This is a genomic window from Leptothermofonsia sp. ETS-13 (assembly GCF_049200465.1).
Classification (GTDB): Bacteria; Cyanobacteriota; Cyanobacteriia; order Leptolyngbyales; family Leptolyngbyaceae; genus Leptothermofonsia.
On the sequence record NZ_CP120836.1, the window covers coordinates 4,082,946 to 4,096,581 of the forward strand.

Consider the following 13,636-nt stretch of genomic DNA (forward strand, 5'->3'; position numbering starts at 1 on the left):
AACGAACACCCGACAAGAGGAACAGAAGCGATGCCAAAGCTAGAGCAGCGGTTCGACTATGTAAAAATTGGTCTGGCATCTCCAGAACGAATTCGCCAGTGGGGAGAGCGTACCCTTCCTAATGGGCAGGTTGTAGGGGAGGTAACAAAACCGGAAACCATTAATTACCGGACTCTCAAACCGGAGATGGATGGCTTGTTCTGTGAACGGATTTTTGGTCCGGCGAAGGACTGGGAGTGCCACTGCGGTAAATACAAACGGGTACGGCACCGGGGTATTGTGTGTGAACGCTGTGGCGTCGAGGTAACTGAATCTCGTGTGCGGCGGCACCGCATGGGTTATATCAAGTTAGCCGCACCGGTTGCCCACGTTTGGTATCTCAAGGGTATCCCCAGCTACATGGCAATTTTGCTGGATATGCCGCTACGAGACGTTGAGCAAATTGTTTACTTCAACGCTTATGTAGTACTCAACCCTGGTAATGCTGAAAATTTGACCTACAAACAGTTGCTGACTGAAGATCAGTGGATCGAAATTGAGGACGAACTCTACAGTGAAGACTCGAAGCTGACTGGGGTTGAGGTCGGCATCGGAGCGGAGGCTTTGCAAAAACTGCTACAGGATATTGACCTGGAGAAAGAGGCCGAGCAACTGCGGGAAGAAATTGCGACATCCAAGGGGCAAAAGCGGGCAAAGCTGATCAAGCGACTGCGGGTGATCGATAACTTCATTGCGACAGGTTCTAAACCTGATTGGATGGTGTTGTCGGTGATTCCGGTGATTCCTCCCGACCTGCGACCGATGGTGCAACTGGATGGTGGACGTTTCGCCACCTCCGACTTGAATGATCTGTACCGTCGGGTGATTAACCGGAACAATCGCCTGGCTCGATTGCAGGAAATCCTAGCCCCTGAAATTATCGTCCGAAATGAAAAGCGAATGCTTCAGGAAGCGGTGGATGCGCTGATTGATAATGGACGTCGCGGACGCACAGTGGTGGGCGCGAATAACCGTCCCCTCAAGTCTCTGTCAGACATCATTGAAGGGAAGCAGGGACGTTTTCGTCAGAACCTGCTGGGTAAGCGGGTTGACTATTCGGGGCGTTCTGTGATCGTAGTGGGCCCCAAACTGAAGATTCACCAGTGTGGATTACCTCGGGAAATGGCGATCGAACTTTTTCAGCCATTTGTAATCCATCGCCTTATCCGCCAGGGATTAGTCAACAACATCAAAGCTGCGAAGAAGCTAATTCAGCGCAATGACCCTACAGTATGGGACGTACTGGAGGAAGTAATTGACGGCCACCCAGTTTTGCTGAACCGGGCACCCACACTCCACCGTTTAGGGATTCAAGCGTTTGAGCCTATTCTAGTAGAAGGACGTGCGATTCAACTCCATCCCCTGGTTTGTCCGGCGTTTAACGCAGATTTTGACGGAGACCAGATGGCCGTTCACGTCCCTCTATCCTTGGAAGCTCAGGCGGAAGCCAGGTTGCTGATGCTGGCATCGAATAATATTTTGTCTCCAGCGACGGGACGACCAATCATAACTCCCAGCCAGGATATGGTACTGGGTTGTTATTACTTAACGGTAGAGAATCCGAATGCAACGAAGGGAGCCGATCGCTACTTCGCTAATCTGGATGATGCCATCATTGCCTACGAGCAGAAAGAAGTGGATTTGCATGCTTATGTCTGGGTTCGGTTTGAAGGGGTGGTTGAAACAGACGAGCCAGACAACGAAGTACAGCAAGAAATACGTGCTGATGACGGCACCACCACGAAGATTTACAAGTTCCGCCGGGTGCGGGAAGACTCGGAGGGGAATGTCATTTCTCAGTACATCCGCACCACTCCGGGACGGATTATCTACAACAAGACCATTCAGGATGCTCTAGCAATTTAGGGCGGGACGATTTTCGATTGGTGATTTTGAACGTTGGATTTGGATTCGACTCTGTCGTTCCAGAATCTGAAGTTCAAAATCCAAAATCCATTCACGGTAGAGGCGGGGTTATACGATGGTAGAGCAGAACAATCAACCAATCTTTCGCAACCGAATTATCAACAAAGGTCAATTGACGAGGTTGATCTCCTGGGCGTTCACCAATTACGGCACCGCCCGTACTGCCCAAATGGCAGACCAGCTCAAAGATCTGGGCTTCCGCTATGCCACCAAGGCAGGGGTTTCCATCAGCGTCGATGACTTGCAGGTTCCTCCTAGTAAGCGGCAACTGCTGGAAGCGGCAGAAGAAACGATTCGGGAAACTGAGAACCGCTACACCCGTGGAGAAATCACTGAGGTTGAACGATTCCAGAAGGTAATTGATACCTGGAACGGGACGAATGAGGACCTCAAGAATGAAGTGGTACGCAACTTTAAAACGAATAATCCACTCAACTCCGTCTACATGATGGCGTTTTCGGGAGCGCGGGGTAACATTTCCCAGGTACGCCAGCTTGTGGGCATGCGGGGGTTGATGGCCAATCCGCAAGGAGAAATTATTGACCTTCCAATTAAAACGAACTTCCGGGAAGGCTTGACGGTGACGGAGTACATCATCTCCTCCTACGGTGCTCGTAAGGGGCTGGTAGATACAGCCCTACGGACAGCAGACTCTGGTTATTTAACACGCCGTCTAGTAGACGTTTCCCAAGATGTCATTATCCGGGAAGTAGACTGTGGCACCCAACGGGGAATTCCCTTGCGAAGCATGAAAGATGGCGATCGCACCCTTATTCCCCTCAAAACCCGTCTGTTGGGGCGTGTCATTGCCCAGGATGTGCTTCACCCCACTACAGGAGAGGTGATTGCCAGTCGGAATCAGGATGTGTCAGACGAACTAGCGGAGCGAATTGAAAAATCTGGGGTGGAAGAGGTGGTAGTGCGATCGCCCCTCACCTGTGAAGCAACTCGCTCGGTTTGCCAGTCCTGCTACGGTTGGAGTTTGGCACACGCCAAGACAGTAGACATTGGGGAAGCAGTGGGTATTATTGCAGCCCAATCCATTGGTGAACCGGGCACTCAGCTCACTATGCGTACCTTCCACACTGGGGGCGTATTCACAGGTGAAATGGCGCGTCAGGAACGGGCCAGCTTTGAAGGGACGATTCGGTTTCCCAAGAAGCTACGCACCCGCCCCTACCGCACTCGCCACGGGGAAGATGCTCTCATTGTCGATTCGGTTGATTCAAAGTCCCAGATTACGTTGGAAGGGAAGGACGGGCAGCACCATGCCTTCTCTATTGCTCAAGGTTCAACCTTGCTGGTGCGGGATGGTCAGAAGGTGAAGCAAGGGCAGATTCTGGCAGAGGTTCCCCTCACCGGGCGCTCCCGCAAAACCACCGAAAAAGCAGCGAAGGACGTGGCTTCTGACATGGCTGGTGAAGTCAAGTTTGCTGATCTGGTTCCCGAAGAGAAGAAAGACCGGCAGGGAAACACAACCCGCATCGCACAGCGGGGTGGGCTGCTGTGGATTCTTTCCGGTGAGGTCTACAACCTGCCTCCGGGTGCCGAACCGATTGTGAACAATGGCGATCGCGTCGAAACGGGTAGTGTGATTGCCGAAACCAAATTGGTAACCGAGCATGGAGGTACTGTCCGTTTGCCTCAGGAAACCGAAGGCAAAGGTGGACGCGAAATTGAAATCATCACCGCCTCTGTCTTGCTGGATCAGGCACGGGTGCGGGTTGAGAGCTATCAGGGGCGCGACCATTACTTGATTGAAACTAACCACAATCAGGTCTTCTCTCTCAAGGCTACGCCAGGTACCAAAGTCACCAACAATCAGGTCGTGGCTGAACTGATTGACGACCACTACCGCACACAGACAGGTGGAATTATCAAATACTCTGGTGTTGAAGTGGCTAAACGTGGCAAAGCCAAGCAGGGGTATGAAGTGGTCAAAGGCGGCACCCTGTTGTGGATTCCTGAGGAAGCGCACGAAGTCAACAAAGATATTTCTCTGTTGATGGTAGAGGACGGGCAATACGTGGAAGCAGGAACCGAAGTCGTCAAGGACATCTTCTGTCAGAGCAGTGGTGTGGTGGAAGTGACCCAAAAGAACGATATTTTGCGGGAAATCGTGATCAAACCCGGTGACCTGCATATGATTGACAATCTGGACGACATCATCACTCGCGAAAGTGTTCTAGTGAACCCAGGTCAAGAAATCATGCCAGGGCTGGTTGCGAATGAACTGCGCTACGTCGAGTATGTAGAAACTCCTGAAGGTCCAGCGCTGCTTCTGCGTCCAGTGACAGAGTTTGCCGTGCCTGATGAGCCCTCTGTTCCCAGCCAGGAATCAACCAACGAAGAGTCGGGTCGCTCCATTCGCTTGCGGGCAGTGCAGCGAATGCCCTACAAAGATGGAGAACGGGTCAAGTCGGTAGAAGGATTGGAACTAATCAAAATTCAGCTAGTGCTGGAAATCGATAAGGATGCGCCCCAACTGGCAGCGGATATTGAACTGGTTGCCGATGAAAATGATCCTGAAACATTGCGGTTGCAGTTAGTGATTCTTGAATCGCTGGTGGTTCGCCGTGATATTGCTGCTGACCCCACCCAGGGCAGCACACTCACCCGCATTCTGGTGAAAGATGGCGACCAGATTTTACCTGGAGCTGTTGTTGCCCGCACGGAGATTCAGTGTAAGGAAGCCGGTGAAGTTCGGGGGATTCGCCAGGGGGCAGAAGCCATTCGCCGCATTCTGGTGGTTCGGGATGCAGACCAGGTGACTGTTGAAACGGGAGGCAAGACCCCGACAGTGAAGGCGGGTGATTTGCTGGTTGCTGGCGCTGAAATTGCTCCTGGTGTAGTTCTGGAGGAATCTGGTCAGGTGCTTGAGGTTGGTGATTCCAGCATTCGATTGCGATCAGCCCGTCCCTATCGGGTATCTCCGGGCGCAGTTCTGCATATCGATGATGGCGACCTGGTGCAGCGGGGGGATAACTTGGTGCTGCTGGTGTTTGAACGGACTAAGACCGGAGACATTATTCAGGGTCTTCCTAGGATTGAGGAATTGCTGGAAGCCCGGAAGCCCAAGGAAGCCTGTGTTTTATGTGAACGTTCCGGTACTGCTCAGGTGATCTATGGGGAAGATGATTCGGTGGAAGTCAAGGTGATTGAAACCGATGGGGTTGTGACCGAATACAATATTAATCCCGGCCAAAATGTGATTGTTTCGGATGGGCAAGAAGTGAGTGCAGGGGAGCGACTGACCGATGGTCCAGCAAACCCCCATGAGCTCCTGGAGATTCTGTTTAAGGCGAATCGAGAAACGGCAGGTGTGCATGACGCAGCACTTCACAGTTTGCGTGAGGTGCAAATGTTTCTAGTGAACGAGGTACAGTCGGTATACCAATCTCAGGGCATTGACATCTCAGACAAACACATCGAAGTGGTTGTGCGTCAAATGACATCTAAGGCTCGTATTGATGATGGAGGTGACACGACGATGTTGCCGGGTGAGCTGGTTGAGCTTTATCAGGTAGAGCAGGTGAACGAAGCGATGTCGATTACAGGTGGGGCTCCAGCCGAGTACACTCCGGTCTTACTGGGGATTACGAAAGCTTCACTGAATACAGACAGCTTTATCTCGGCGGCTAGTTTCCAGGAAACTACTCGAGTTTTAACAGAGGCGGCGATCGAAGGAAAGTCAGACTGGCTGCGTGGTTTGAAGGAGAACGTTATTATTGGACGTTTGATTCCCGCGGGAACAGGCTTCAATGCTTACGAAGAGGTGGGTAGTCCAGATGTTGACCTGACCTATGATGGCATCAGCATGTTTGATGATGATACAGATCTGAAGGATGTGGTCCTGGACGATCGCACCGCCCGCGTTTATGGTCTGGAAAGCCTTGACGATCGCCCCAGCTTCAGCTTTGATAACTTTGGCATGACACCAGACAGCCCCTCTTTCTCGCCTATCCTGGATGACGATGACCTGATCAGCGACGACATGGGCGATGACGATGGGGAGGATGACGAGGAGGATGACGACCTCTAAAGTCTGAATCGAGTGAGGCAAGGACTGTCACTATTTCAGAGCTTCCACCCAAGGGTGAACAGCCGTTCGCCCTTGCAGGTCATTACTTGTATAGACGGATTTTGTGTGGCTCCTGAATTCTATAGCTGTCGACAGGTTGCTTAGGACATTGACTCTAAGGGGGTGTGGGGGCTTCGCCCCCAGCCAGGGGTTCCAACCCTGCACCCCGTCCTAAGCCTGGTGGCTATTGCTATAAGTAGCCGCAATGAACTGCGTACAGCGCCCGAATGAAAAAAGGGAGTCAAGGAAAGACAGGGTAGCCTTCCCCAAATCCAACCGAGAGTGATGCAATCAGACTATCCTGTTGAGTTGTAAACAGGCTACCGTAATCAATTGGGTGTCCTGCGGGAACTTTACGCACCTGAGTAACCCTGGTTTAATGGACATGACTGGCTTCAGTTCAGGCGGATTTTGAAACTCTTGGGATGTGTGAACGCCGTAGCAGGCTGCTCCTACCCTGACCAGATGGTTGCACTGGGAGATGAGGCGAACAGTATCAGCAACAGTTTGACACCCAGACCCAAATTGCGGGCGATCGCTGCCTCTGGATTGGTGCAAATGCCTAGATAGTCGGATCCTGCGGCAACGGCAGTGGGAGCCAATGCCTGCAACCCATGTTCATAGGCGTTGGCTTTCATAACTACGCAGAGTTGGGCAGGGGCGATGAGATCGCGAATGTGACAGATATAGCGGAGTCACTATGGTTAAGACAGGGTACAAGGGTTCCACCCCTGGCTGGGGGCGAAGCCCCCACTCCCTCTCTAATTTCAATGTCCCAACGCTCCCGCGTAAAGTTATATTGTCCGCAAAAGTTTTGGTGGAAACCTTGACCTCAATATGAGGTTGCTTCATTCGGCGCTACTTGATTGGAAAGGAAATTGGAAAGGAAAAAGGAAAGGGGGAGAGGGAGAGGCTAGGGGCTGAGGATAGTTGTTAATGAGGGTTAGGTCTCAGGTTTCAGGGGCCCGAATTATAGCGATAGCCACTAGGCTTCGCCCACACACTAAGAGGCGAGGGGTGATGAACGAGACCGTTGAAGTCTACTTCAGACAACTTTGTAATAGCTGTGTTTGCTGTATCTAACATGCACTAGCAGACCAACTGAAAAGTTTCACAATGTTTGCTAGTTCAAGCTCTAGCTTGTTCAACTAAAGTCGTCACTCTGAATATTGCAGAATTTATTGTTGCGTCTACTAGGTTTTAGGCAACTGGAGAACAACGTGATGATTCAACCTGACCAAAAGGTCACTATTTTGATGCATGAAGGGATTCGAGGTCTGCACGGTAAAACAGGATTGGCAATGCTGCGCTTTTCGAATGCCAATATTGTTGCGGTGATTGATCGCGAGTGTGCCGGAAAATCTCTGGTAGAACTAACCGGAATTCCCCGTCAGGTGCCCATTGTAGCTTCCACCGCAGAAGCGCTTCAGTATGAGCCCGATGTGTTAGCAATTGGCATCGCCAAACTGGGTGGGGAGTTACCAGAAGACTGGCGGGAAGATATTCGGCAGGCGATCGCGGCTGGGGTTTCCATCGCCAATGGACTGCACTACCGCCTGAAGGCTGACCCAGAGCTCAACGCTCTGCTCAAACCAGGGCAATGGCTTTGGGACGTGCGAGAGGAACCTCCCAATTTGCCCGTAGGTACAGGTCAGGCAAGATTACTCTCCTGTCTGCGAGTGCTGACAGTTGGCACAGACATGGCGGTGGGGAAAATGTCTACCAGCCTGGAATTGAACCGAGCTTCCCTTAAGCGGGGACTGCGTTCTAAATTTCTGGGCACGGGTCAGGCAGGCATTATGATTTCTGGCAGTGGCATTCCCCTGGATGCAATCCGGGTTGATTTCGCGGCTGGAGCCGTGGAACAACTGGTGATGCAGGCAGGGGCCGATCAGGATATTCTACACGTTGAGGGACAGGGCTCCTTTTTCAACCCAGCATCTACCGCAACATTGCCTCTGATGCGGGGAAGTCAGCCAACGCACCTGGTTTTAGTGCATCGGGCAAGACAAACTCACATTCGCCGCTATGAGAATTTTTCAATTCCACCGTTGAGGGAGGTTGTGAAAGTGTACGAAACAGTCGTCGCCGCTGGTGGAACCTTTGCTCCTGCAAAAGTTGCTGCGATCGCCCTCAACACTGCCCATCTAGACAATATGGATGCTCAACTGGCGATCGAACAGGCTGGAATCGAAACGGGACTACCCTGTACTGATCCCATTCGTTTTGGGGCAGACCTGATTCTGGATGCTATTCTTCGTAATTCATAGACTATCTGCCTGCCCGTGTTCTACCCCCACCATCTCTCGGCAATTCTTACCGCTAACTCTGGCAGGAGCACTACTGTTAATCGGGCTTCTTTCACCTCTAACTCGCTAAATATTCTCCAATCGCCGCTTTTCGCTTGCGTAATTTGCTTAAGGCTTCCCGCTCAATTTGACGTACCCGCTCGCGGCTAATATTAAGGCGATCGCCAATTTTTGCTAATGTCAGTGCCTGTCCGTCCTCCAGGCCAAATCGGAGTGCCAGCACCTCACGCTGTTGAGGCGTTAAATCGGCCATTAACTTTTCCAGATCAGTGCGTAAAGAAGATTGGGTCGCAAATTCTTCAGGAGAAACACCTGGATCTTCCAGCAATTCACCCAGTTCCGTATCTTGATTGTCGCCCACCCGCAGATCTAGAGATAGAGGCTGACGAGCCCGCTCCAGATACTCCCGTACTTGACGAGGGGGCATTTCCAGTTCATCAGCCAGTTCAGCGACAGTGGCTGATCTGCCCAATTTCTGGGAAAGCTGGCGTTGAGCTTTCTTCAGCTTATTCAGTTTTTCCGTAATATGAATCGGCAGACGAATGGTTCGCCCTTTTTCTGCGATCGCCCGCGTAATCGCTTGCCGAATCCACCAATAAGCATAGGTCGAAAATCGATAGCCTTTTGTAGGGTCAAACTTTTCTACCCCCCGTTGCATCCCGATGGTTCCTTCCTGGATCAGATCCAGCAGATCCACATTGCGTTTGGTATATTTTTTAGCCACAGAAACTACTAGGCGCAGGTTTGCTTCAACCATCTTGCGCTTGGCATGTTCACCTTCTGCGATCGCCCGCTGAAGCTCGTCCACTGGTAGTCCCGCATATTGAGCCCACTCCTCCAATGTTGGAGTATGCCCCAACTGGGGAGCAAGGGAATCTCGCATCGTATACAGAGTGGATACCCGCTGCACTTGCTTACCAAAGAGAATTTCTTGTTCGTGAGTTAGCAGGGGAACACGACCGATTTCTTTTAGATAGGAGCGCACTAAATCCGTTGAGGTCTGAGCAGTTTTCATAGCGCTGGTGGGAACTTGGCTAGAAGGAGAACAGAAAAAAGTTTCACAAGCAGATACAAAATTGAGCCCTACCAATCTAAGGCAAGGACTTTAGCTTTTGTAACCCTCTGTGGGTCCAAATATCGAGAAAGAAAAATCTAGCAAAAACTAAATTTGGCAAAAACTAGCTGTCTAAATAGCTGACAACCGCAAACTTACCTGCTGGGATCTGACCGGATCTAACCACCTGATTGAATTAGAACTAGCGTGTTACTAATCCATTAGGGTTTTCGTAATGCATCAAACTCTTAACCTTAGCCACCTTGTCACATTAAGAAGTGTAACATTTCTGAGGGGAGGCGTATACCCCTTGAGATGAATTTATTAAACACTCAGTTCAGGAAAACACTCAGATTTTTCAATAAAAGCTCAGATTTGACTATATCAAGGGTACCCACTATCCTTTTCAGGGAATGCATCCTACACAACAAAACGTATCCTGACCTGCATGAGAGGAACTGGAGTTACTCCTATCTTCTTCAGCAAAGATGTAAGAAAAGTTAAATTCGCTTAAGGAACAACAGAAATAGGACAAGGGTGGGTCTAGGGTCAGAAGCCAGAAGCTGAATGAGTAAGGGGAGACGTAGAAGGTGTAAGAAATCAAAGGCCAGGAGCCAGAAGGGGTAAGGTGTAGAAGGGTAGATGAGTGGATAAGCGAAGAAGGGAAGAAATAGGGGGTAAGGGAGTGAGGAATTGCACCTCTTCACTCTCTCCACCTTCTCCCCAGGCAACAATAATAATTGATACTTACTGTCAGAGGTAGTCCTGCAAAGCCTTAACTGATAATTGCTGGGACTGTAGGGCCCGAATGGCGGCGGCAGTGGCTTTTGCTCCGGCGATTGTGGTGATGATAGGGATCTTGTAGCCCAGGGCAGTACGGCGAATCAGGCGGCCATCTGCCTGAGCTTCTTCTCCGGATGGAGTGTTAATAATTAGTTGCACTTTCTCATTTTTGATCCAGTCCAGTACATGGGGACGGCCTTCATGCAGCTTAAGCACCAGTTCCACATCTAGCCCATGTTCGAGCAAGGTTTTGCGAGTGCCTTCTGTGGCCACAATGGAAAATCCAAGAGCCATCAGGTCCTTCACAACAGGAACAACGGCTTCTTTGTCACGGTTGTTCATAGACACAAAGACAGTGCCTTTGAATGGGAGACGCTGATTTGCAGCCAGTTCGGCTTTGGCAAAGGCTACACCAAAGCTGGCATCAATCCCCATTACCTCCCCAGTAGAGCGCATCTCAGGCCCCAGAATAGTATCAGTACCGGGGAACTTCTCAAAGGGCAGCACAGCTTCTTTCACTGAGATATGCTGAGGAATGATTTCCTGGGTATAGCCCAGTTCTGTTAACGATTTGCCTGTCATAATCCGTGCCGCCATTTTTGCCAGAGGCACCCCGATCGCCTTTGACACAAAGGGAACAGTTCTTGAAGCACGAGGGTTTGCTTCCAGGATATAAACCTGATCCCCCTGGACGGCAAACTGGATATTCATCAAGCCCACAACCTTCAGCGCCTTTGCCAGTTGCACGGTCCAGGTGCGGATCTGGTCGAGGACGGACGGGCTCAAGAAAACGGCAGGGAGGGAGCAGGCAGAGTCACCAGAGTGAATTCCAGCCTGCTCGATGTGTTCCATGATGCCGCCAATGACAACATTACCGGTCTGGTCAGCGATCGCATCCACATCGACCTCCACTGCATTTTCTAAGAACTTGTCAATCAGGATGGGGTGGTCTGGTTCGACCTGAACGGCATAGGTCATGTATCGCTCCAGTTCGGTGTCGGAGTAGACGATTTCCATTGCCCTGCCACCCAGGACATAACTGGGACGAACTACAACCGGATAATTGATGCGGCGGGCCACGTCCAGGGCTTCCTGGTAGCTGCGGGCCGTACCGTTAGGCGGTTGCTTAATATTGAGTTCACGCAGAATTTTTTTCAAACCGCTCCCGGTCTTCGGCAATGTCAATCGAGTCAGGGGAGGTGCCCAAAATTTGGGTTTGAACGGTGCAGTGATCGCTAGCCAGATACTTCTGTAGGGGGCACAGCCAACTTTAATGGCGTTTGTCCACCAAATTGGATTATCACACCCTCTGGATTCTCGGCTTCGATGATGTTGAGCACATCTTCTTTGGTCAGCGGTTCAAAGTAGAGGCGATCGCTGGTATCGTAGTCGGTAGAAACGGTTTCTGGGTTAGAGTTGACCATGATGGTTTCAAACCCGTCATCCCGAAGGGCAAAGGAAGTGTGGCAGCAGCAGTAGTCAAACTCAATTCCTTGCCCAATTCGGTTCGGGCCACCACCCAGAATCATGACTTTGCGTTTTTCAGAGGGTAGGATTTCGCTTTCCTCTTCGTAGGTGGAGTAGTAGTAGGGAGTGAGAGCTTCAAACTCAGCAGCACAGGTATCGACGGTTTTGTAGACCGGAACGATCCCTAAAGACTTGCGATAGGCTCGCACTTCATCCTCAGTCGTTTTGGTGGCGAAGGCAATTTGGCGATCGCTAAATCCCTGGCGCTTAACGGCAAACATCTGCTCGCTGGTCAGGCTTTTCAGAGGAGTGCGCTTGAGAAACTTTTCGGTTTCCAGGAGTTCCTGCATTTTGTCAAGAAACCAGGGATCGATGCTGGTCAGCTCAAAAATCTCCTCGACCGACATCCCCATCAGCATGGCGTGGCGCAGGGTGAAGATTCGCTCCGGGTTGGGAGTCCGCAGTCCTGCTCGAATTTGCTCCAGGCTGGGCAGTTTTTCAGCTTTGTCACACCCCCAGCCAGCCCGCCCGGTTTCCAGAGAACGCAGCGCTTTTTGAAACGACTCCTGAAAGGTGCGCCCGATCGCCATTGCCTCGCCTACCGATTTCATTTGAGTGGTCAGTACGGGTTGAGAGCCGGGAAATTTCTCGAAGGCAAAGCGGGGGATCTTGGTCACGACATAGTCAATGGTGGGTTCAAAGCTGGCGGGTGTTTTCTTAGTGATATCGTTGGGAATCTCATCCAGGGTGTACCCGACAGCAAGTTTGGCAGCCATTTTGGCGATCGGAAAGCCTGTTGCCTTGGATGCCAGAGCAGAACTACGAGATACCCGTGGATTCATCTCAATTACAATTACCTCGCCGGTAACGGGATTCACGGCAAACTGAATGTTAGAGCCGCCCGTTTCTACCCCAATTTCGCGGATGATTTTGATCGAGGCATCCCGTAGCCGCTGGTATTCCTTATCGGTCAGGGTTTGGGCTGGAGCAACGGTAATCGAGTCACCTGTATGGACTCCCATCGGGTCAAGGTTCTCAATGGAGCAGATAATTACCACGTTATCCGCCAGATCTCGCATTACTTCCAGTTCATACTCTTTCCAGCCAAGAAGGGACTTTTCAATCAAGATCTGGGACACCGGGCTGGCATCGATACCCGACTGGGCAATCTCTTCAAACTCTTCCTGGTTGTAGGCAATGCCGCCACCTGTTCCACCCAGGGTAAATGCCGGACGGATGATCAGCGGATAGCTGGCAATTTGCTGAGCGATCGCCCGCGCCTCCTCCAGGGTATTTGCCAGACCAGAAGGGCAGACCGCAACTCCAATTTTTTCCATTGCCTCTTTAAACAGCTTCCGGTCTTCCGCTTTTTCAATCGCAGGCAACTTTGCCCCGATCAATTCCACCCCGTATTCGTCAAGGATTCCGCTCTTAGCCAAAGCCACTGCCAGATTCAACGCAGTTTGCCCACCCATAGTTGGCAACAAGGCATCAGGTCGTTCCTTCTCAATGATCTTGCCGACAATTTCAGGAGTCAGAGGTTCGATGTAAGTCCGGTCTGCTGTTTCTGGATCCGTCATAATGGTTGCCGGATTGGAGTTGACCAGCACCACCTCATAGCCTTCATCGCGCAGGGCTTTGCACGCTTGGGTTCCAGAGTAGTCAAATTCACAGGCTTGCCCAATCACAATGGGACCAGAGCCAATGAGCAGAATCTTTTGAAGATCATTGCGGCGAGGCATAGGGCTAGCAGCTTGTGTCTAAAAATCCCACCTATTGTAAGAGTTTTCGTTCCATCAGTCGGTAGCGCTTTATCTAATCCCAAGGTTTAATGACGTCAGGCTGCTTTTCCAACCTGGCGACAATGAACTCTGTACAGCAGTACCCATGAAATCAGAGAGTCAAGAGCCAAAAGATAAACGGATTCTAGATTCTGGTCCTGGCTCTTGATTTCTATTTTCAAATCAATAAGCGGCT

Annotated in this window: 7 protein-coding genes and 1 pseudogene; 3 read left to right on the forward strand and 5 right to left on the reverse strand. The window is 51.0% G+C overall.

Features of this window, described 5'->3' with window-relative positions; all coding sequences use genetic code 11:
- The first annotated feature begins 30 nt into the window (after positions 1-30).
- Both P4D80_RS18615 and P4D80_RS18620 read left to right on the forward strand, forming a co-directional pair.
- Positions 31-1,905, forward strand: coding sequence for a DNA-directed RNA polymerase subunit gamma (locus P4D80_RS18615; RefSeq protein ID WP_421655501.1), 1,875 nt, complete (start codon positions 31-33; stop codon positions 1,903-1,905).
- A 115-nt stretch (positions 1,906-2,020) separates the two neighbouring features.
- Positions 2,021-6,007, forward strand: a complete 3,987-nt coding sequence (locus tag P4D80_RS18620) for a DNA-directed RNA polymerase subunit beta' (protein ID WP_421655502.1) — start codon at positions 2,021-2,023, stop codon at positions 6,005-6,007.
- Between the two features lie 280 nt (positions 6,008-6,287).
- Here P4D80_RS18620 and P4D80_RS18625 read toward each other — a convergent pair.
- Both P4D80_RS18625 and P4D80_RS18630 read right to left on the reverse strand, forming a co-directional pair.
- Positions 6,288-6,410: pseudogene (locus tag P4D80_RS18625) on the reverse strand (alanine racemase C-terminal domain-containing protein); the annotation flags it as partial.
- 88 nt (positions 6,411-6,498) lie between these two features.
- On the reverse strand, positions 6,499-6,732 hold the full coding sequence (locus tag P4D80_RS18630) for an alanine racemase (RefSeq protein WP_421659567.1): 234 nt from the start codon (positions 6,730-6,732) through the stop codon (positions 6,499-6,501).
- Positions 6,733-7,269: 537 nt separating this feature from the next.
- Here P4D80_RS18630 and P4D80_RS18635 point away from each other — a divergent pair.
- Positions 7,270-8,316, forward strand: a complete 1,047-nt coding sequence (locus tag P4D80_RS18635; RefSeq protein ID WP_421655503.1) for a DUF1611 domain-containing protein — start codon at positions 7,270-7,272, stop codon at positions 8,314-8,316.
- Positions 8,317-8,413: 97 nt separating this feature from the next.
- On the opposite strand, the gene P4D80_RS18640 is transcribed toward P4D80_RS18635, so the two are convergent.
- The 3 genes from P4D80_RS18640 to carB form a co-directional block, all read right to left on the reverse strand.
- Positions 8,414-9,370 (reverse strand): RNA polymerase sigma factor, RpoD/SigA family, encoded by a 957-nt coding sequence (locus P4D80_RS18640; RefSeq protein ID WP_421655504.1) that lies wholly within the window; start codon positions 9,368-9,370, stop codon positions 8,414-8,416.
- A gap of 792 nt (positions 9,371-10,162) precedes the next feature.
- On the reverse strand, positions 10,163-11,377 hold the full coding sequence (locus P4D80_RS18645; RefSeq protein ID WP_421655505.1) for an ATP-grasp domain-containing protein: 1,215 nt from the start codon (positions 11,375-11,377) through the stop codon (positions 10,163-10,165).
- 50 nt (positions 11,378-11,427) lie between these two features.
- A complete protein-coding gene (carB, locus tag P4D80_RS18650) occupies positions 11,428-13,401 on the reverse strand; it encodes a carbamoyl-phosphate synthase large subunit (protein WP_421655506.1) in 1,974 nt (657 codons plus the stop codon).
- Between the last annotated feature and the right edge of the window lie 235 nt (positions 13,402-13,636).